This window comes from Pseudomonas sp. AB6, from assembly GCF_034314105.1.
Lineage (GTDB): Bacteria > Pseudomonadota > Gammaproteobacteria > Pseudomonadales > Pseudomonadaceae > Aquipseudomonas.
Window position 1 is genome coordinate 3,093,830 of the sequence record NZ_JAVIWJ010000001.1, and the last position, 20,367, is coordinate 3,114,196.

At 53.7% G+C, this 20,367-nt stretch carries 17 protein-coding genes; 8 read left to right on the plus strand and 9 right to left on the minus strand.

What is annotated here, in order from left to right:
* Together RGW60_RS14595 and adeC are read left to right on the plus strand one after the other, a co-directional pair.
* On the plus strand, positions 1 to 3,138 hold the full coding sequence (locus tag RGW60_RS14595; RefSeq protein WP_322205269.1) for an efflux RND transporter permease subunit: 3,138 nt from the start codon (positions 1 to 3) through the stop codon (positions 3,136 to 3,138).
* Positions 3,135 to 4,598, plus strand: coding sequence for an AdeC/AdeK/OprM family multidrug efflux complex outer membrane factor (gene adeC / locus RGW60_RS14600; protein WP_322205270.1), 1,464 nt, complete (start codon positions 3,135 to 3,137; stop codon positions 4,596 to 4,598). The genes RGW60_RS14595 and adeC overlap by 4 nt, the downstream gene beginning before the upstream one ends.
* Positions 4,599 to 4,774: 176 nt before the next feature.
* Here adeC and pcaD read toward each other — a convergent pair whose 3' ends face one another.
* The 6 genes from pcaD to pcaR all read right to left on the minus strand — a co-directional run bounded on the left by pcaD (position 4,775) and on the right by pcaR (position 10,937).
* A complete protein-coding gene (pcaD, locus tag RGW60_RS14605; protein WP_322205271.1) occupies positions 4,775 to 5,563 on the minus strand; it encodes a 3-oxoadipate enol-lactonase in 789 nt (262 codons plus the stop codon).
* Positions 5,564 to 5,638: 75 nt separating this feature from the next.
* Entirely contained in the window at positions 5,639 to 6,952 is a 1,314-nt protein-coding gene (locus tag RGW60_RS14610; protein WP_322205273.1) for an MFS family transporter, read from the minus strand.
* 138 nt (positions 6,953 to 7,090) lie between these two features.
* Positions 7,091 to 8,293 carry a 3-oxoadipyl-CoA thiolase gene (pcaF, locus tag RGW60_RS14615; RefSeq protein WP_322205274.1) on the minus strand — a complete coding sequence of 401 codons (1,203 nt, stop codon included), beginning with the start codon at positions 8,291 to 8,293 and terminating at the stop codon, positions 7,091 to 7,093.
* The gene (locus RGW60_RS14620; RefSeq protein WP_322205275.1) at positions 8,293 to 9,072 is read right to left on the minus strand and encodes a CoA-transferase subunit beta; all 780 of its coding nucleotides are present in this window, start codon (positions 9,070 to 9,072) and stop codon (positions 8,293 to 8,295) included. The genes pcaF and RGW60_RS14620 overlap by 1 nt, the downstream gene beginning before the upstream one ends.
* Entirely contained in the window at positions 9,069 to 9,929 is an 861-nt protein-coding gene (locus tag RGW60_RS14625; protein WP_322205276.1) for a CoA transferase subunit A, read from the minus strand. Before RGW60_RS14625 ends, RGW60_RS14620 begins: the two co-directional genes overlap by 4 nt.
* Positions 9,930 to 10,094: 165 nt before the next feature.
* Positions 10,095 to 10,937: a pca regulon transcriptional regulator PcaR gene (gene pcaR / locus RGW60_RS14630; RefSeq protein WP_322205277.1), complete on the minus strand. Its 843-nt coding sequence runs from the start codon at positions 10,935 to 10,937 to the stop codon at positions 10,095 to 10,097.
* 825 nt (positions 10,938 to 11,762) lie between these two features.
* Here pcaR and RGW60_RS14635 point away from each other — a divergent pair.
* From RGW60_RS14635 to RGW60_RS14655, 5 genes are all read left to right on the plus strand, one after another.
* Positions 11,763 to 11,960: a hypothetical protein gene (locus tag RGW60_RS14635; protein WP_322205278.1), complete on the plus strand. Its 198-nt coding sequence runs from the start codon at positions 11,763 to 11,765 to the stop codon at positions 11,958 to 11,960.
* 237 nt (positions 11,961 to 12,197) lie between these two features.
* Positions 12,198 to 13,670, plus strand: coding sequence for an inorganic phosphate transporter (locus tag RGW60_RS14640; protein WP_322205279.1), 1,473 nt, complete (start codon positions 12,198 to 12,200; stop codon positions 13,668 to 13,670).
* Between the two features lie 252 nt (positions 13,671 to 13,922).
* Complete coding sequence (locus RGW60_RS14645; protein ID WP_322206923.1) at positions 13,923 to 15,035, plus strand: glycosyltransferase family 1 protein; 1,113 nt, start codon at positions 13,923 to 13,925, stop codon at positions 15,033 to 15,035.
* The gene (locus tag RGW60_RS14650; RefSeq protein ID WP_322205280.1) at positions 15,028 to 15,798 is read left to right on the plus strand and encodes a polysaccharide deacetylase family protein; all 771 of its coding nucleotides are present in this window, start codon (positions 15,028 to 15,030) and stop codon (positions 15,796 to 15,798) included. The genes RGW60_RS14645 and RGW60_RS14650 overlap by 8 nt, the downstream gene beginning before the upstream one ends.
* Complete coding sequence (locus tag RGW60_RS14655; protein WP_322205281.1) at positions 15,795 to 16,790, plus strand: lysylphosphatidylglycerol synthase transmembrane domain-containing protein; 996 nt, start codon at positions 15,795 to 15,797, stop codon at positions 16,788 to 16,790. The genes RGW60_RS14650 and RGW60_RS14655 overlap by 4 nt, the downstream gene beginning before the upstream one ends.
* A 3-nt stretch (positions 16,791 to 16,793) precedes the next feature.
* Here the strand turns inward: RGW60_RS14655 and RGW60_RS14660 are convergent, their stop codons facing one another.
* Complete coding sequence (locus RGW60_RS14660) at positions 16,794 to 16,973, minus strand: hypothetical protein (protein ID WP_322205282.1); 180 nt, start codon at positions 16,971 to 16,973, stop codon at positions 16,794 to 16,796.
* 84 nt (positions 16,974 to 17,057) lie between these two features.
* The gene (gene purU, locus RGW60_RS14665; protein ID WP_322205283.1) at positions 17,058 to 17,909 is read right to left on the minus strand and encodes a formyltetrahydrofolate deformylase; all 852 of its coding nucleotides are present in this window, start codon (positions 17,907 to 17,909) and stop codon (positions 17,058 to 17,060) included.
* A gap of 360 nt (positions 17,910 to 18,269) precedes the next feature.
* On the opposite strand from purU, the gene mvaT reads away from it, so the two are divergent.
* Positions 18,270 to 18,650, plus strand: a complete 381-nt coding sequence (mvaT, locus tag RGW60_RS14670; RefSeq protein ID WP_322205285.1) for a histone-like nucleoid-structuring protein MvaT — start codon at positions 18,270 to 18,272, stop codon at positions 18,648 to 18,650.
* A gap of 107 nt (positions 18,651 to 18,757) precedes the next feature.
* Here the strand turns inward: mvaT and sbcB are convergent, their stop codons facing one another.
* On the minus strand, positions 18,758 to 20,188 hold the full coding sequence (gene sbcB / locus RGW60_RS14675) for an exodeoxyribonuclease I (protein WP_322205286.1): 1,431 nt from the start codon (positions 20,186 to 20,188) through the stop codon (positions 18,758 to 18,760).
* Between the last annotated feature and the right edge of the window lie 179 nt (positions 20,189 to 20,367).

Below are 20,367 nucleotides of genomic sequence, written 5' to 3' on the forward strand. Positions count from 1 at the left end.
ATGTCGAAATTTTTTATCGACCGACCAATTTTCGCATGGGTGATCGCCCTGATGATCATGTTGATCGGGGCATTGGCCATTGCCAAACTGCCGATCAACCAATACCCAGCCATTGCACCACCCGCGATCGCGATTTCGGTAACTTACCCAGGCGCCTCTGCGCAAACCGTGCAAGACACCGTGGTTCAGGTAATCGAACAGCAGCTCAACGGTATTGATAATCTACGTTATGTCGGCTCAGAGAGTAACTCTGACGGCAGCATGACCATCACCGCGACATTCAACCAGGGCACCAACCCGGACATCGCTCAAGTTCAAGTGCAGAACAAGTTGAACCTGGCGACGCCCTTGCTTCCACAAGAAGTGCAGCAACAGGGTATTCGTGTAACCAAGGCCGTGAGAAACTTTCTGCTTGTTATAGGCTTGGTCTCTGACGACGGCAGTATGACCAGGGACGACCTGGCCAATTACATTGTTTCCAATATGCAGGACCCTATTTCGCGGACCTCCGGGGTCGGTGACTTCCAGGTTTTCGGTGCCCAGTACGCGATGCGTATCTGGCTTGACCCGGCTAAACTAAACAACTTCAAACTTACGCCGGTGGATGTATCAGCGGCAGTTGCGGCGCAGAACGTGCAGATTTCGTCGGGTCAAATCGGCGGCCTTCCAGCACTCCCCGGTCAGCAACTAAACGCTACGATCATCGGCAAAACCCGTCTGCAAACCGCTGAGCAGTTCAAGAACATCCTGCTCAAAGTCAACCTCGATGGTTCGCAGGTTCGGTTGAGCGATGTTGCCGATGTCGCCCTTGGCGGAGAAAACTACAGCGTCAGCGCGCAATTCAACGGAAAACCTGCCTCTGGTCTGGCCATCAAACTGGCAACGGGCGCCAACGCACTGGATACTTCTAAAGCGATCCGGGCAACGGTTGCTCAGCTCGAACCGTTCTTCCCGCCAGGCATGCGCGCGGTTTATCCGTATGACACCACACCAGTGATCACCGAATCGATTAACGGGGTTGTTCACACCTTGATTGAGGCGATCGTCCTGGTATTCCTGGTGATGTTCCTGTTCCTGCAGAACTTGCGCGCCACGCTCATTACCACCATGACCATCCCGGTCGTGCTGCTGGGAACCTTCGGTATCCTTGCAGCCGTCGGTTTCACTATCAACACCCTGACCATGTTTGGTGTGGTGTTGGCCATCGGCTTGCTGGTGGACGATGCGATTGTGGTGGTCGAAAACGTCGAGCGGGTCATAGCCGAGGAGCATCTCTCGCCCAGAGACGCCACCGTAAAATCCATGGGCCAAATCCAGGGTGCATTGGTGGGTATCGCGATGGTGTTGTCGGCGGTTCTGCTGCCGATGGCATTCTTTGGCGGCTCTACCGGTGTGATCTATCGGCAGTTCTCGATCACTATTGTGTCAGCCATGGCACTCTCCGTGTTGGTCGCATTGATTTTCACCCCAGCTCTTTGCGCAACCATGCTGAAGCCGATTGACCCAGAGAAACATGGCCAGCCTAAACGCGGTTTTTTCGGATGGTTCAATCGCACCTTCGACCGCGGCGTGCTCAGTTACGAGCGCGGTGTCGGCAATATGATCAAGCACAAGATTCCGGCGTTTTTGGTCTATGCGCTAATTTTGGCTGGCATGATCTGGATGTTCACCCGCATCCCGAGCGCATTCCTCCCTGAAGAAGACCAAGGGGTCATTTTCGCCCAGGTCCAAACCCCGGCAGGCTCAACGGCAGAACGTACTCAGGTCGTTCTCGACAAAATGCGCTCCTACTTGCTCGACTCCGAATCGTCATCGGTGCAATCGGTGTTCACCGTCAACGGCTTCAACTTTGCCGGCCGCGGTCAAAGCTCCGGCTTGGCATTTATCCTGTTGAAGCCTTGGAATGAGCGTCCAGGGTCCGCAAACACTGTGTTCGAACTGGCCAAGCGTGCTCAGGCACACTTCTTCAGCTTCCGGGACTCGATGACCTTCGCCGTCGTTCCTCCATCGGTTCTTGAACTGGGGAACGCGACCGGCTTCGACTTCTATCTCCAGGACCAGGGCGGCGTGGGCCATACCAAATTAATGGAAGCACGCGGACAGTTCCTCGGTCTGGCGGCCAAGAGCAAAATCCTGGCAGGTGTCCGGCCCAACGGTTTGAACGATGAGCCGCAATACCAATTGGTGATTGACGACGAACGCGCTAACGCCTTGGGCGTGACGATGACGAACATAAACACTACGTTGTCGGTTGCACTCGGTGGCAGCTACATCAATGACTTCATCGACCGCGGCCGAGTCAAGAAAGTGTTCATTATGGGCGAGGCCAGCGCGCGGATGACGCCTGAAGATTTGAAGAAGTGGTACGTACGCAGCGCGACCGGCACCATGGTTCCTTTTGCCTCCTTCGCCTCGGGAAGCTGGGTTTACGGCTCACCCAAACTGTCGCGCTATAACGGTGTAACGGCTGAAGAAATACTCGGTACTCCGGCACCGGGTTACAGCACCGGCCAAGCCATGGATGAGGTTGAACGTCTGGCCAAGCAACTTCCGGCAGGTATCGGCTATTCCTGGACCGGTCTGTCGTATGAAGAACGCTTGTCTGGTTCCCAGGCGCCGGCGCTGTACGCACTTTCGCTGTTGATTGTGTTTCTGTGCCTAGCGGCCCTGTATGAAAGCTGGTCGATTCCGATCGCGGTCATGCTCGTGGTGCCATTGGGGGTCATCGGTGCGTTGATGGCCACCAGTTTGCGAGGGTTGTCCAACGACGTATTCTTCAAGGTGGGCTTGTTGGTAACGGTAGGTCTATCGGCGAAAAACGCCATTTTGATCGTCGAGTTCGCAAAGGAATTGCATGAACAAGGTAAGAGCTATACCGAGGCCGCGATCGAAGCCTGCCGGATGCGTCTACGACCGATTGTGATGACCTCTGCAGCGTTCATCCTCGGCGTGGTCCCGTTGGCGATCTCCACAGGCGCAGGCTCCGGCAGTCAGCACTCGATCGGTACAGGGGTTATCGGAGGGATGATCACGGCGACTGTTCTGGCGATTTTTTGGGTGCCCCTGTTCTTCGTTTCGGTATCGTCGCTGTTCAAGAGCAAACCGAAAAAAATTCCACACGATGAGGCGAGCCAATGAGCAAGTCCTTGATCTCGCTGGCAGTCACTGCGTTCATTCTTAGCGGCTGCTCGTTGATTCCTAATTACATGCAGCCTGCAGTACCTGTCGCGGCGCAATACCCGCAGGGTGCTGCCTATTCGCCAAATGAATCAGCAAATGTCGCAGCGGCCGAACAAGGCTGGCGGCAGTTCTTTAAGGATCAGGCTCTGCAACAACTGATCCAGACTGCACTGGTCAATAACCGTGATCTGCGTGTCGCGGCGCTGAACATAGACGGTTATCGCGCGCAATATCGCATTCAGCGCGCAGACCTATATCCGGCAATTTCGGCCGACGGAAGCGCCTCTCGTACGCGAACTCCTGCAGATTTATCAAGGACCGGAACAGCTGCTGTAGGCGGTCAGTATTCAGCAACGTTGGGCCTCAGCGCTTACGAACTGGATCTGTTTGGTCGCATTCGCAGCCTTAGTCAGCAAGCACTTGAGACGTATTTTTCCAGTGAGGAAGCCCGCCGTAGCACGCAGATCAGCTTGGTGGCCAACGTAGCCAACGCCTACCTGACCTGGGTTGCTGACCAGGAACAACTCAAGCTGACTCAAGACACACTTAAGGCGTTCGAGCAGAGCTATAAGCTTACCTTGCGCACTAGCGAAGTCGGAGTATCGTCGGCGCTCGACTTGGCGCAATCGCGCACTTCAGTCGAAGGCGCTCGTGTCAAGCTTGCGCAATATCAACGTCTGGTTGCGCAAGATGTGAACAGCCTGACGCTGCTATTGGGTACCGGGTTGCCCGCCAATCTGCCAGCGAACCAACCCCTCGCTAGCGATATTCTTGCGCAAATGCCAGCAGGCTTACCGTCGGACTTGTTGCAGCGTCGCCCCGACATCCTTGAGGCGGAACATCAGCTCAAAGCGGCCAACGCTAATATCGGCGCGGCAAGAGCAGCGTTCTTCCCAAGCATCAGCCTGACGGCCAGCGCCGGTACTGGCAGCGCGGACTTGTCGGGTCTGTTCAAGGGTGGGTCGGGTACTTGGTTGTTCCAGCCGCAAATCAGCCTGCCTATATTCAACGCAGGCAGTCTACGTGCAAGCTTGGACTACTCGAAGATTCAAAAAGACATTGGCGTCGCCAACTACGAGAAAACGATTCAGACAGCGTTCCAAGAAGTCTCTGACGGCTTGGCATCACGCCAAACCTACAACGAGCAACTTCAAGCACAACGCGATCTGGTCACCGCTAACCGGGACTACTACCGTTTGGCTGAACGTCGTTATCGCATCGGTATCGACAGCAACCTGACGTTCCTTGATGCCCAGCGCCAGTTGTTTTCTGCGCAGCAATCGTTGATCAGTGACCGTCTCTCGCAGCTGACCAGCGAAGTTAATCTGTACAAAGCCTTAGGTGGCGGTTGGTACGAACAAACCGCTAACCAAAACAAACCCACTACAGGCGACGTTCCAGAAACCAGACTCTTCTAGTTTCGACTGCGCATAAAAAACCCACCGTTTGGTGGGTTTTTTTTCATCCTGAACCCGTTATGCCGATTCGGTAACCGGCGGGCGCGGAATTACCGAATGGGGCATTGAGTCAGGAACCCTCAGCGCTGTTGCCGCAAAAACCGCGGTACTAATTGCACCCGGATCAATCTTGAAACTCAACCTAACAAAAACTCCCGTACATGACTGGTGAACACATCCCCCGCTTCGATGTTGGAAAGATGCGCTGCGTGAACTTCTTCGAGCAAAGAGTACGGAATGTGCTCGTTGAGAAATCGCCCGCCTGCAGGTGGCGTTACCGGGTCCAGGATGCCTGAGATCACCAATGTCGGCGCGCTGATCGAACCTAACTGATCACTGAAATCCGCGTCACGCACAGCAGCGCAGCAAGCGACATAACCTTCCGGCGAGGAGGCAGCGAGCATGTCGGTGATGGGCGTTACCTTTTCCGGGTAGGCATCCTCAAATCCCGGGGTAAACCAGCGTGCGACGGACTCGTCACGCAAGGCGGCCATGGCCGATCCGCCATCACGCTGTATGGTTGCAATGCGCGATTCCCACATCTGCGGGCCGCCAATTTTCGCGGCGGTATTGCACAGCACAAGTTTGCGCAAGCGTTCGTTGGCATGAATCCCCAGCCACTGCCCGATCAGCCCGCCCATGGATATGCCGCAAAAATGCGCTTGGGGGATCGACAGTCCGTCGAGCAACGTCAACACATCAATAGCTAATTGCCTGATGCTATAGGGCCCGGGGGTGACCAGCGAGCGTCCGTGCCCACGGGTGTCGTAGCGCAGCACCCGAAAGTACTTGATGAAGGTTGGCATCTGGGTGTCCCACATCTGCAGATTTGTGCCCAAGGAATTGGATAACACCAGTACCGGTGCGCCTTCTGGACCTTCGAGTTGGTAATGCAAATCACCGTCGGCGAGTTGTAAAAATCCCATAGCGGCCTCCCTCGGACACTTCGTTAGAACCCAGTGTCTTAATGACGCGCGCCCGGACGAGCGCGCGCAGATAGATCAATGGTCGTGATGCAGATACACCGGCTGTTTAGGCAGTCGCAAGCTGAACAGAAATGCGACCGCCATCATGACCGTCACGTACCAATAAAAGTTGCTCTCCATGCCCTGATTTTTCAGTGAAAGCGCGACAAATTCCGCTGAGCCGCCGAAAATAGCATTAGCGACTGCATAAGCAAGCCCAACACCTAACGCACGAATTTTTGGCGGAAACATCTCCGCTTTCACCAGGCCACTGATCGAGGTATAGAAGCTGACAATCGCCAGCGCAAAGGTAATCAGCAAGAAGGCTATGAATGGATTGGTGGTGGTTTTCAGGGTCATCAGGATCGGTACAGTGCATAGGGTGCCGAGCGCACCGAACCATAACATCGAATTACGACGGCCGATTTTGTCCGCTAACATGCCGAACAATGGTTGCATGCACATATAGAGGAACAACACACAGGTCATGATGTAGCTGGCGGTTTTCGGGGTCATGCCGCCCGTGTTCACCAGGTATTTCTGCATGTACGTGGTAAAGGTGTAGAAAATCAGCGAGCCACCGGCCGTGTAGCCCAGTACGGTAATGAATGCTGCTTTATGATCGCGAAACAAGGCCGAGATACTGCCGGCATCTTTATCATTACGCATTTCTGCGCTGCTGGTTTCTTTAAGCGAGCGGCGCAAGAACAATGAAATCAATGCAGCAATGGCACCAATCACAAACGGAATTCGCCAGCCGTAAGCCTTCAGCTCACTAGAGTCGAGGAACTGTTGCAGGATCACCACCGTCAACACCGCCAACAATTGGCCGCCAATCAGAGTTACATACTGGAATGATCCGAAAAAGCCACGCTGCCCTCTAAGGGCAATTTCGCTCATGTAGGTCGCCGTAGTGCCGTACTCACCGCCGACGGACAAGCCTTGAAACAGCCGAGCCACCAACAACAGCGCGGGTGCCCAAGCGCCAATCGAGGCATAGGTTGGCAGGCAGGCAATGACCAACGAACCACCACACATCATCAGTACTGAAATCATCATCGAGTTTTTGCGGCCATGCTTGTCGGCCACTCGACCAAACAACCAGCCACCAATCGGACGCATCAAGAAGCCCGCAGCAAACACACCTGCTGTGTTGAGCAGTTGAACAGTCGGATCGTCAGAAGGGAAAAACGCAGGCGCAAAATAGATCGCGCAAAAGGCATACACGTAGAAATCGAACCACTCAACCAGGTTGCCCGAAGAGGCACCGACGATGGCGAAGATCCGCTTTTTGCGTTCTTCCGGGGTGTAATGTGCAGGCTCGGGTATAGCTGTAGTTGTTATTGTCATTAGTAGCTCACTCTGAGGGGTCACGGCCCCATTCTAGACATATTCTGTTACCGACCCACGCCCCAAAACACATTCATCCAGAACTAGTTGCTCCTTAATTGAAGCAGGCCAGATTTTGGATGTTCGCCGAGGCAGTAGTCAGACGCGCTCGATGGCTAGCGCCAGCCCTTGGCCGACCCCCACACACATCGTTGCAAGGGCTTTATGGCCGCCGGTTTTTTCCAGCTGATGTAGCGCTGTCAGCACTAGGCGCGCGCCGCTCATGCCCAGTGGATGACCCAACGCAATAGCTCCGCCGTTTGGATTAACGTGCGGTGCGTCGTCGGCAATGCCCAATTCACGTAACACCGCCAGCCCTTGGCTGGCGAACGCCTCGTTGAGTTCTATGACATCGAAATCGGTAACTGACAGCCCTAGACGCTCGACCAATTTGCGAACAGCGGGCACCGGGCCAATGCCCATAACCCGAGGGGCGACTGCCGCGCTGGCCATGCCCAAGACACGGGCACGTGCGGTTAATCCGTGTTTTTTTACTGCGTCGGCAGAGGCCAGAATCATTGCTGCCGCGCCATCGTTAACGCCAGATGCATTACCCGCCGTAACGGTTTTGTCAGCGCCATTGATGGGGTTGAGTTTGCCCAACCTTTCAAGGCTGGTATCGGCACGAGGATGCTCATCCTGCGACACAACCGTTTCACCTTTTTTATGGACGATACGCACCGGCACTATTTCTTCGTCGAAAAACCCCGCCGCCTGAGCGATAGCTGCTTTTTGCTGGCTGCGTAACGCGAAGGCGTCTTGATCGGCGCGGGAGATTGCGAAATCCTCGGCCACGTTATCGCCGGTCTGTGGCATTGAGTCGACACCGTATCGAGCCTTCATTAGCGGATTGATAAAGCGCCAGCCAATCGTGGTGTCTTCCAATTTCATGTCACGAGAGAACGCCGCATCCGCTTTGCCCATGACGAAGGGCGCCCTGGACATCGACTCGACACCGCCCGCAATCGCAAGCTCCATCTCACCGCTGGCGATGGCTCGGAACGCACTGCCAACAGCGTCCATCCCAGACGCGCAAAGTCGGTTAAGCGTGACGCCAGGAACACTCTCCGGCAAGCCCGCCAGCAAAGCAGCCATTCGCGCCACGTTGCGGTTATCTTCGCCGGCTTGGTTAGCACAACCGAAAAACACTTCATCAACCTGTCGCCAGTCCACAGATGGGTTGCGCTCCATCAGCGCCTTGATCGGTACAGCGGCTAAATTGTCAGCACGCACCGTTGCAAGGCCCCCGCCGAATCGGCCGATGGGCGTACGAATCGCATCACAAATATAAACGTCACGCATTATGCTTCTCCCGGCGTCTGGCCGTGAGCGGCAGCGGTTCGCGCCTCCAGATCACGCAGGGCGGTTAATTCGACGTTGGAAGGAACATCAGAAATTACGACGCTCTGGGCAAAGCGCACGTCCCAACCGGTGGCTGCAATCACCTGCTCCCGGGTGACGCCTGGGTGCAGCGTGGTGACCACGAATTCATGGGTAACAAGTTCGGGCTCCATGATGCACAGGTCAGTAATGATGCCGACGGGGCCGGCGCCCGGCAGCCCCAGTTTTTTGCGCGAATCACCACCTTCGCCGTGACCGACAGAGGTGATGAAGTCGAGCTTGTTAACGAACGCTCGTGCCGACTGTTTGAGAATGATCAACACCGATTTCGCCGAACCGGCAATCTCCGGTGCCCCGCCCGCTCCCGGCAAGCGTACTTTCGGATGGTAATAGTCGCCGACCACCGTGGTGTTGATGTTGCCGAAGCGGTCGACTTGAGCCGCGCCTAGAAAACCGACGTCGACTCGGCCGCCTTGCAGCCAATAACGAAAAATCTCGCTTGTGGAGACGACGGTATCAGCGGTTTCCGCCAATTCCCCGTCACCGATCGACAACGGCAGAACGCTGGGCTTGGCGCCAATCGGGCCGGACTCATAAATCAGTACAACGTCTGGCGCAGAAGTAAGCCGGGCCAGGTTTGCCGCCTTGGACGGCAGACCAATACCCACGAAGCATACTGAACCATTTCTCAATCGACGGGCCGCAGCGACAGTCATCATTTCATTGGTCGTGTAAGTCATGACTTTGTCCCTGGTGCACCGGCCAACCGGGCTTTGAATTCATCGAAGTCAGCGGTGCCATGAATGTAATCAGCGATCCACGCACTAAAGCTTTCACGGTCTCGAGCAATGGCGTCCCACGCTTGGTAGAAACGATTATCCCGCTCGTAGTAACCATGCGCGTAGGACGGATGCGCACCTCCCGGTACCAGACACACCGCGCTCAAGGCCCAAGTGGGTAATACGCAAGCGTTCATTGGCGCATTCAGGTTGTCGACGATCTCTTCGACGGTGACGATGCAGCGCTTGGCCGCCAACGCCGCTTCTTTTTGCACGCCGAGAATGCCCCACAGCAGCACGTTTCCTTTGCGGTCGGCCTTCTGCGCGTGAATCACAGTGACGTCAGGACGCACCGCCGGAACTGCCGCCAATACCTCACCGGTAAAGGGGCAGGTCACGGTTTTGATATAACGATTCACCTTCGGCAAATCCGATCCAGCATAAGCTCGGAGCACTGCAAACGGCAGACCGGAGGCGCCCGCAACATAGGCGTTAGCAAGGTCGGCGTGGCTGTGCTCCTCAATCTCAAGCTCATGTGGCCATTGTTTCTCGACCGCGTCTCGTAGTCGATGCAGAGAACCGACACCTGGATTACCGCCCCACGAGAAGATCAGTTTTTTCGCACAACCGGCGCCGATCAACTGGTCGTATATCAGGTCGGGTGTCATGCGAACCAACGTTAGAGCTTTCTTGCCCTGACGAATAATTTCATGACCGGCCGCGCTGGGAATCAGATGAGTGAATCCTTCCAGCGCTACAATGTCGCCATCGTTGATGAATTGCTTCACGGCATCGTGCAAAGACAGAATTTCTGCCATGGAAGTACTCCTTAACTCAACATCACACCACTTACATAGCGCAAAACAACGGCGCTGGATTTCGCATCAGGTTATGCTGACGCAAGGGTGCTAACAATCCGATAATCGACTAAGTGTTCGCTGATCGCCCAGCTTGTGGGGAGAGATCGACGTTGAAACATGCGGTCAAGTAAACAGCTGAGTACTCAGGTCTCGGCTCGCATCAAGCATAATTGGCAAAAAACGCTGTTCCAGATCGCGACGCACTACTCGTCCAGCGCTGGTGCTGACGTTAAGCGCAGCCAATACCTGCCCCGAAGCGTCATACACCGGGACTGCTATCGAACGCAGCCCCTGCTCCAATTCCTGATCAACGATGCACCAACCTTGTTGGCGAACCTGCTGCAGACATTCCAACAGCGCTTCAGGAGTGGACACTGTACGACTGGTTTTGGGTTGTAAATCGACATGATCGAGATACTCCTGCAACGACGCGTCGTCCATCGCAGCTAGCAAAATCCGGCCCATAGACGTGCAATAAGCCGGCAAACGCCCGCCTACCGATAAATCCACCGAGATCAATCGTTGGGTCGTCGCCGAGCGAGCGATATAAAGAATGTCGTCGCCTTCGAGGGTGGCCATGTTGCAGGCTTCGTGGAGCTGATCACTCATGCAGTCCAGATAAGGTTGCGCCGAAATAGCCAGCGGTGTGGACGATAAATAGGCATGCCCCAGGGTCAACACTTTAGGCAGCAACGAATAGACACGACCATCGCAGGTTGCATACCCGAGCTTAATCAAGGTGTGCAGGCAACGGCGCACAGCGGCGCGAGGAATTTCCGTGCGGTGGCTGATTTGGGCGATAGTCAATTGGCGCTTTCGCTCTTGAAAGGCATGAACCACCGCCAGTCCTCGGGCCAAAGACGTCATAAAGTCAGGATCGCCCGTGAGCGCCTGAATTCGTTTGGCAGGAGATGCAACGATGGGCGGTGCCAGCGAAGCAAAAGAATTTCGTAATTGGTCATTCATGCTAAACACCGCTTTTATGGCCGTTGGAGGCAGGTTTGATAGCCTTTGGGGCCTTTTTTTGCGTCTACTCTTTTACCGTTGTGCGATTATCGAACCAACGGCCGATAATCGCAATTGACCCGCTCACAATATCCTTATACCTTTCACGGGCCACCAAAGTGACTTCTTGGAAATACTGGTCAGGTACCCACGAGAAGTCCCTAGGCACGGCCTCGCCCACGAAGCGAGGCCGTTTTACTTTTTGCGTCATATCCCATCACACCCCGTTCGATGTTCGGTTTCTTTATGGCCCTTTGTGGTGAGCGAAGTCATAAATCATCAACGCCTGACGGCCACCATCTGAACAAAAGTCGACGTTCAATTATAAAGTTCCATCGATACTGCAAATAGAGGAGCCGGGAACTGCCATACAAAGAAATGCCGCACAAATAAATGACGTCTCGTACCCAACGTGCACATAGAGTTGACGTCGCCCCTTATCTTGGAGATAGTATCCGTCATTCGACTGGCTATTATGCCCTGCAGCGATTGTGCATTTTCCGCGCTAAGCGTGAATCCATCTGAACCCTGCCCATGTTTGCGCAAGATTCGGTTCGCAAGCAGATGTCGAATTTTGTTAGCCAACGCGCTTGCAACTCGTAACTGTCGCTACGACAGCTGTTCTTTCTGGTGCCCGTAGCCGCGTGCAGCTACAGAAAGTGCTTACACAATTACCGGGCAAGGACTACGCCGTTTAATAGCCCTGTGGACCGGATATATCTTGTGTAACAACTTTCCAAGCTCTGCGTTTTCACCAGAATAAATTCTACTTTATTAGGTAAAACTGTGACGAAAGACGAACTGCGCGCGGAACTTGAGCGCCAGGAACAACGTTACAAGGATGTATACGGCGGGGCAGTCACCACCTACGCCGCACAACCAGAGCCGGAACGTAAGCCTTGGCGCAAAAGAGCCAGCCTTCTCGATCAAGCTTTCCAGCAAGAACTGCATAAAATGGAAAAAGACCTTAAAGAAGAACCCTAGCTATTTAGACCCAAGTCAGTCTTGGTGGGTTACGGTGCTGCCCTATTATGTCGGCGCAGTGCCCGGCTTATTGTCCAGTGCATGTAAAAACGTTCAGCTATCTTTCCGATAGCCTGTCAGGCGGTAGCTGTACTTATCGATTTTATTTAAGAATGTAAGCGATGAGCATCAGGTGCATCGATTTTTAGGGTTTTCTGGCATAATCGCGCCCCCTTACGGCACAGTCATAAAACCTTCATGATCGATTTTTTCAGCGGACTGGACGCTTGGGTAGTTGTGAGCTTGCTGCTCGCTCTGGCCTTCGTTCTCACCTTCGAGTTCATTAACGGCTTTCATGACACTGCTAACGCAGTCGCGACAGTCATTTATACCAAAGCCATGGCGCCGCACCTGGCGGTTTTCCTGTCCGGCGCGTTCAACTTTCTTGGTGTATTGCTGGGCGGTGTTGGCGTGGCGTATGCCATTGTCCACTTACTGCCTGTCGAATTACTGATCAACGTAAATGCCGGGCACGGTCTGGCCATGGTGTTCTCATTGCTCGCAGCGGCCATCACCTGGAACCTCGGTACTTGGTATTTTGGAATACCGGCCTCCAGCTCACACACCTTGATCGGTTCAATTCTCGGTGTAGGCCTAGCAAATGCGATCATCAATAACATTCCGCTAGCTGACGGTATTAACTGGCAAAAAGTAATCGATATTGGTTCCTCGCTGGTCTTCTCGCCAGTGGCTGGCTTCTTCGTTTCAGCCTTATTGCTGGTAAGTTTGAAGTGGTGGCGTCCGCTGTCGAAGATGCACAAAACGCCCGATCAACGTCGCAAACTTGACGACAAAAAGCATCCTCCGTTCTGGAATCGCCTTGTATTGGTAGTTTCCGCCATGGCCGTCAGTTTTGTGCATGGTTCCAATGACGGACAGAAAGGGATTGGTCTGATCATGCTCGTATTGATCGGTATCGTACCGGCTCAATTCGTGCTCGACCTAAGCAGCACGACCTACCAGATAGAACGCACCCGCGATGCCACGTTGCATCTGAGCCAGTTCTATCAGCGTAACAACGCGACGTTAGGTGAATTTCTAGCACTGGGCAAATCGAAGGACGGCGATCTGCCGGTTAGCTCCAGCTGCAACCCAGAGCAAAGTGAGCCGACAATTAACGCGTTGTTGGACACCCTTAAAGGTGTCACTGACTACCACGCCCTCTCGGCTGAGAACCGCATTGAAGTTCGTCGTTATCTGCTGTGCATGGATGACACCGCCAGAAAAGTTAGCAAGATGCCGGAACTGCCGGCGCGTGAAAAAGCAGATCTTGAGAAGCTTCGCAAAGACCTGACCGTTACGACTGAATACGCGCCGTTTTGGGTGATTCTTGCGGTCGCTCTGGCGCTAGGCCTCGGCACGATGATCGGCTGGAAACGTGTGGTGCTGACTATCGGCGAGAAAATAGGCAAACAGGGGATGACCTATGCTCAAGGCATGTCCGCGCAAATCACTACAACCCTAGCCATCGGCCTGGCAAACATTTGGGCGCTTCCGGTTTCGACCACTCATATTCTGTCGTCGGGCGTCGCCGGAACTATGGTCGCCAACAAAAGCGGCCTGCAAGGCGGCACCGTACGGAACATTCTATTGGCATGGGTTCTGACCCTTCCAGCAACTGTCGCCCTTTCCGCAGGTTTGTTCTGGCTTGCGTCTAAAGCGTTGACCTGACTCACTTCCATTGGATCTCTGCCCCCGCGACCCGGGGGCAGATGACCCTAAAAGCATCGCCTTCAGCTTAGTTCTTTCCACCCCCCGCAAAAAATCTGCGCCAGCTCTCCCGGCCAGCAATCTACTCCCCTAATCCTTATGGCGGATTAAAAGCCTCAAGACCGAGCCTCAGCATCTTTCTTTATGAACCGAACATCTATTCCTGACAGTGGTCAACCTAATGGACGACGACAAAACGGAGGGATAATCACCGTGCATATCGCTGACATGACTATGTTCTACGCCCCTGCCAGCGGTGGCGTGCGCACTTATCTAGATGCTAAACATCGGCGCTTGGGACGCTATCCGGGAGTTCGTCATAGCCTCCTTATTCCAGGTCCCAGCCTAAGCCATAAAGACGGGATTTATAAAGTGCCCGCGCCCGCAGTACCGTTCGGCAATGGATACCGATTTCCGCTTCGCCTAGCACCATGGCGAAACGTCCTGCAAGATTTACAACCAGATCTGATTGAAGTTGGAGACCCCTATCTAACGGCATGGGCTGCACTTGACGCACGCCGCCAATTAGATGTGCCTGTCATCGGCTTTTACCATTCCGATTTGCCACTGCTCGTCAGCAACCGCATTGGCAGTTGGATCGGGACCAATGTCGAAGCGTACGTTAGTAAGCTGTACAGCAACTTTGATCGGGTACTTGCCCCTAGCAGAGTTATGGCCAATAAATTAATAAGTTTGGGCGTACAAAATGTCCACGTTCAACCATTGGGCGTGGATCTCTTGACCTTCTCGCCAACATTGCGTGATCCCAGCCTGAAGGTTGAATTGGGACTTTCCGAGGACACGCGCCTATTGATCTTTGCGGGCAGAGGCTCACGTGAAAAAAATGTGCCTGTACTACTGGATTGCATGAGGCAACTGGGGAGCAAGTACCATTTGCTACTGGTCGGCTCACACATGCCAGCGGTGGTTCCACAGAACGTATCGGTGATTGATCATTTCCGTCCAGCCAGTGAAGTCGCTCGCCTTCTGGCCAGTTCCGACGCGCTGTTGCACGCTGGGGATCAGGAAACCTTTGGATTGGTTATCCTTGAAGCGATGGCAAGCGGTATTCCGGTGGTGGCGGTGGCTGCCGGCGCGTTCACTGAAATTGTTCCCGAAACGTGCGGCATACTCTGTCAACCTAACCACGCTGCTGCGATGGCTAGCGCTGTACAAGAGTTGTTTAGCCACGACAGCGCACAAATAGGCGCTAAAGCGCGCAGCTACGTTGAACAGCAATATGCCTGGGACACAGTGGTCTCGGGACTGCTCCAACATTATCAAGCGGTGCTCGGCACTCGATCACCGGCACTTGTCCATGTCTGACACCCATCCCGCAGTGCTTGTGGTGTTGCACGACGTGGCACCCGAGACTTGGTCCGACTATCAACCGTTCGTTGAAGCCATCGATGCTCTGGGTAGCATACCTATGACGTGGCTAGTGGTTCCGGACTTCCACAAGCGCAACCCTCTGGGTATTGACCTTCATTTTCAGCGGGTGTTGGAAAGTCGCGTGGCTCGTGGCGACGAACTGGCGCTGCACGGTTACTACCACTGTGACGATAGTCCACCCCCAAAGACGCCGCGTGAGTATTTCATGCGCCGTATTCTTACATGGGAAGGCGAGTTTTATGCGCTTGATCACGATCACGCTCTCGCTCGATTACAAGCCGGCGTTGAGCTTTTTGAGCGTCTTGGTTGGCCACTTCACGGATTCGTTGCACCGGCTTGGTTAATGAGTGACGGGACACGGGAAGCCTTGCGTGCAATGCATTTTTCCTACACCAGCGACTCACAAAATCTTTTTCAACTGCCTGACTTTTCCAAGATTGCAGCGCCAGGGATGGTCTGGAGCGCTCGCAGCGCGTGGCGGCGAGGTGTATCGAAACTGGTTAGTGATCGGCTAGAAATTATGTTCCAGAAGGCTCAAGTGATCCGGCTTGGACTGCACCCAGTCGACATGCGCCACCCCTTTTCCCGGAATTACTGGCTAAAACTGCTGCAACGGTTGATTGACGGGGGCCGCACGCCAATGACTAAAGCTGACTGGATAGCCACGCACCACAATGCCCCAAGGTCCATAGCGTGAAACGCGCCGTCTTGCTGCTCGCCGCATTGCTGGCGGCTATCTTAGTACCGCTGGTGCTGGGAGGCAGTGAAACTATCCAGCGTCTGAGGGATTTTCCACTGGGTTTGTTACTTGCCATGTTCGGCATGATTTTGCTGTGCTGGGTGCTAAACGCGCTGCGCTTGCGTCTTCTTCTAGGCAATCAGGCTAGAGAAATAACCCCAATGAAAAGCATAGGCGTCGTCATGTCTACCGAATTTGCGATTTGCGCTACCCCAGGAGGTAGCGGTGGACCGCTGACCTTGATGGCACTCCTTTCGCGAAACGGCATAGGTTCTGCGAAAAGCAGTGCAGTATTTGCCACCGATCAACTCAGCGATTTGCTGTTTTTTCTGTGCGCGCTGGTGGGCATGCTTTTTTATGCGTTGTTTCATACGCTAAGCCAGAAGCTGGAATGGATGCTCGGCCTCAGTGCCGCACTGATGCTGGTCGGGCTTTGCGCGTGTATTGGCTTGGCCCATTATTATCGCCACATCATCAAGTTCAACGGTCTTTTACTCAAGCGCCTAAGCACCAAATCGCTGACCCGACGTCGCTGGGCGCGAAAGCTGCTGCATTTTCGTGACGCGTTGGCCGAGACCCTGAAAATGCCAAAAAAAAGACTGGCGCTGGTATTCCTCCTGACTTGCCTGCATTGGGGATTACGCTACAGCGTACTGTATCTGGCGTTGCGCGGACTGGGGACAGATGTTCAATGGGCCTGGAGCTTTCTGATCCAAATGCTCTCACTGAGTGCCGGGCAGTTGAGCTTACTGCCAGGCGGTGCGGGCGCAGCTGAATTAACCTCCGCCGCACTTCTAACTCCAATGGTCGGTAATTCCACTGCGGCTGCGGCGATCGTCGTCTGGCGCATCGTAACTTATTACTTTTATCTCATCGCTGGTGGCCCAGTATTTTTTCTGCTCATCAGCCGGCCACTGATCAATAAATTGCTGCGTGTTAGAGATGCTTGACGACTATTCACTTTCCGGTTTTTCGGGCAAGCGTGCGTCCTGCAACTGCTGCCACAACTGCGCTGCGCCCTCAAATTCAGTGCCGTCATTCGGCCCTAGCCCCTCGGGATCGTAACGACTTAGACAGCCTTCGCCTAACGTCGGTGGAGCGCTTGAAGTGGCCTTATCGAAAGGGTCGGTCACATGAAATCCTGTAGAAGCCGATGGCTGCGATGCCAACCTTATAGCAGCCTTCGGCAGCTCCTGCGAAGACGGGATAATCACGCCTTAATCAAACACCACAGTTTTGTTGTTGTGCACCAGCACGCGGTCCTCCAAGTGAGCACGAAGACCGCGAGCCAAGACCATTTTTTCAACGTCGCGGCCGAAACGGACCATGTTTTCGATGCTATCGCGGTGACTCACGCGCACCACGTCCTGTTCGATAATTGGGCCGGCATCAAGCTCTTCTGTAACGTAATGGCAGGTCGCTCCGATCAGTTTTACTCCGCGCAATGAAGCTTGATGATAGGGTTTAGCGCCCACGAACGACGGCAAGAAGCTGTGGTGGATATTGATTACTTTGTGCGCGAAGTCTTGGCACAGTTGCGGCGGTAAAATCTGCATATACCGCGCTAGCACCACCACGTCCGCTTGATGATGCTTGACCAAACGCGATACTTCGGCGAATGCCGACTCCTTATTAGCAGCGCTTACTGGCACATGATAGTAAGGAATCTTATGCCACTCGACCATGCTGCGCAGATCTTCATGATTGGAAATCACGCAGGCGATTTCACAATCCAGTTCGTCCGTGTGCCAACGATGTAAAAGATCTGCCAGGCAATGGGATTCACGGCTGGCCATCAGTACTACGCGCTTTTTCTGAGCAGAGTCAGTGATGCGCCAGTACATGGAAAACTCTTCAGCAATCGGCCCAAATGCTTCGCGAAAAGCCTCAAGTTCAAGAGGCAATGTATCCGCCCGAATCTCGTGACGCATAAAGAACCAGCCACTGAGATTATCTGAGTGATGGCTAGCCTCGATTATCCAGCCGTTGTAGGAGGCCAGAAAGTTACTGACTTTAGCAACGATGCCGACGCGATCAGGGCAAGCAATCACCAGGCGAAAAGTGCGCATGAGGGGGAAACTCCAGAACTTCGCAAAGGCGACCATTCTAGCGATTACGAGGAAAAACTACAGTCTTCCTCTTGGCTTGTATGACGCAGCCCAACAATTATCTTCTGCGTAGGTAACGATTGCTGACATTCTCCGATGGGCCACGCTGATAGCGACAGCAACACAACACGATAGAAAATGGCAATAACCGCCTGTTCTTTAGGGGCTGGGGGAGAATTATTTAGTGTTATCGCACCCATTGCATAAGCTCAATTCTTAAATAAATGCACTAAAACTTTTCTTTAATGTTTACTTGATCAAAGTGTCTGACTATTATTGCATCACTGTCTCCCTGTCACGCCACAACATTAGGTAACCCTCATGTCCTTGATCATCGAATACCGCGCCACAGAAGAAGCCATCAAAGAATTGCAAGCCCGTTTGAAGAATCTGTCCCAAGACGACAAACTGCAAACTGAACTGGAATTCGAAGGCAAACTGCGTACCTTGATGGGCGAATATCAAAAATCGCTGCGTGACATCAGTGCATTGCTAGATCCAGAAGCAAAAAGCGGCAAGCTTCAACGTGGCGGCGCTGTTAAGCCTACCGGCACCAAGCGCGCCCGTAAGGTTAAGCAGTACAAAAACCCGCATAACGGCGAAGTCATTGAAACAAAAGGCGGCAACCACAAAACTCTGAAAGAGTGGAAAGCCAAATGGGGCGGCGATGTTGTTGAAGGCTGGGCCACACTTCTGGGCTAAGCAATAACGTCACTAGTATTGACGCGTCGCAAGAAACGCCAGCTCTCTGGCGTTTTTTTATTACCCGCATTTGTAACAAAACACCTCAAACTCGCACCAGCAAGCGGTCAGAGATTGAACCGAATCCTAAGTTGCTGAGCATAGTCCTGCCATTTGCCTAAAATTCTAAGCTGCTCCTCTGAAGCACTAACGGAGGCGGCGATCAGAGCATCGGTGAAACCTTGTAACGTATTTGGCGCGCCACTTTTAGGATCTGACAAACGTTGCCGACAAAAGGCGTGCCAGCGATCTTGCTCCTTGGCAGTCAAGGTGCCTGCAAAGTTTCTCGCGCGGTATCTAAATAATAATTCAGGAAGACGCTCATCATCGAAAGGCCATTCATCACGGGCAAGATGTTCCGGTTGCGCAATACGCACTTGCTCACAAAGCCGACGATCACGATCACCTAAAAACCCATCATATAACTGCTGCTCTGGATCTTCACTTGGCGTGAAGTCTTCTCGGCCATAAACCACCTTCAGCTTATCCTGCCAAAGTTCACGACCCTCGATTAAGCGCTGCATACGCTGGTGATAGTTCGTCATGTCCAATTGCAGACGCTGTTGATCTTCTGCTCGCAGCACGCTGAGCGGCGCAATTACCGGACAGCGATTTATATGCAGTATTTTGAGCGGTACCGGCAACTCTCCCTCTAGTAAATCGTCACGGCGGGTATATAAGCGCTCGCGCAATGTATCGGCGTCATGCTCTAGCAGCGGCGTAGGGTCCAAATGCAAATCACAAACAATGAGCGCGTTACGATTTTTCGGGTGCCATGCTAAGGGCAGTACAACCCCTAAATAGTGACGCGCCGCAGAAAAACGCCCGGAGATATGTACCAAGGGCTGCATCAGCCGGACCTGATCCTGTATCCGCTGCTTACTGCGCAGCTCAAATAGATAATCGTACAGTTTTGGCTGTTTTTCGCGGACCAGACGCGCCAACGCAATGGTAGCGCGCACATCGGAGAGTGCGTCGTGCGCTTGACCATGATCAATGCCGTTTGCTGCGGTCAGTCGTTCCAACTTCAGCGTAATGCGCCCATCTTCTTCGGGCCAGACAATTCCTTCAGGGCGCAACGCATAGGCAGTTCGCATCACATCGATCAAATCCCAGCGGCTATTTCCACCTTGCCATTCTCGGGCATAAGGATCGAAAAAGTTGCGGTATAAGCTGTATCGGGTAACTTCATCGTCAAAACGCAGCGTGTTGTAACCGGCACCGCATGTACCTGGCACAGCCAACTGAGCGTGGACCCGGGTCATGAAATCGGCCTCAGTCAGCCCTTTTTCCGCTAGCTTGTCCGGGCTGATGCCCGTAATCATGCAAGCAGCAGGGTGCGGCAAAATATCCTCGCTGGGCTGGCAATACAGATTAATAGGCGCCGCAATCTCATTGAGTTCAGCGTCAGTGCGGATACCGGCAACCTGCAACGCGCGATCATTGCGGGGGTTGATACCGGTGGTTTCATAGTCGTACCAAAAGATGCTGGAGGTCACAGTCTATTCCTGAGCAAAAGACCGACAAAGTGTAGGCCGAGCAAGGCGTAAAAGGTTAATCGTCAAATTCAGATACATAACCTATGACCGGAACGAGTGCTTATTCCGGAATTGCTTCGCTCGAATTAAAGAGTCTGGTTGCTTCACCGGCCCGCGCTGGCTAGCATCGGGCTTTGTTA

Coding starts and splice junctions, on each gene's coding strand:
- RGW60_RS14595 (WP_322205269.1), top strand. CDS start 1: ATGTCGAAATTTTTTATCGACCGACCAATTTTCGCATGGGTGATCGCC.
- adeC (WP_322205270.1), top strand. CDS start 3,135: ATGAGCAAGTCCTTGATCTCGCTGGCAGTCACTGCGTTCATTCTTAGC.
- pcaD (WP_322205271.1), bottom strand. CDS start 5,563: ATGGGATTTTTACAACTCGCCGACGGTGATTTGCATTACCAACTCGAA.
- RGW60_RS14610 (WP_322205273.1), bottom strand. CDS start 6,952: ATGACAATAACAACTACAGCTATACCCGAGCCTGCACATTACACCCCG.
- pcaF (WP_322205274.1), bottom strand. CDS start 8,293: ATGCGTGACGTTTATATTTGTGATGCGATTCGTACGCCCATCGGCCGA.
- RGW60_RS14620 (WP_322205275.1), bottom strand. CDS start 9,072: ATGACTTACACGACCAATGAAATGATGACTGTCGCTGCGGCCCGTCGA.
- RGW60_RS14625 (WP_322205276.1), bottom strand. CDS start 9,929: ATGGCAGAAATTCTGTCTTTGCACGATGCCGTGAAGCAATTCATCAAC.
- pcaR (WP_322205277.1), bottom strand. CDS start 10,937: ATGAATGACCAATTACGAAATTCTTTTGCTTCGCTGGCACCGCCCATC.
- RGW60_RS14640 (WP_322205279.1), top strand. CDS start 12,198: ATGATCGATTTTTTCAGCGGACTGGACGCTTGGGTAGTTGTGAGCTTG.
- RGW60_RS14650 (WP_322205280.1), top strand. CDS start 15,028: ATGTCTGACACCCATCCCGCAGTGCTTGTGGTGTTGCACGACGTGGCA.
- purU (WP_322205283.1), bottom strand. CDS start 17,909: ATGCGCACTTTTCGCCTGGTGATTGCTTGCCCTGATCGCGTCGGCATC.
- mvaT (WP_322205285.1), top strand. CDS start 18,270: ATGTCCTTGATCATCGAATACCGCGCCACAGAAGAAGCCATCAAAGAA.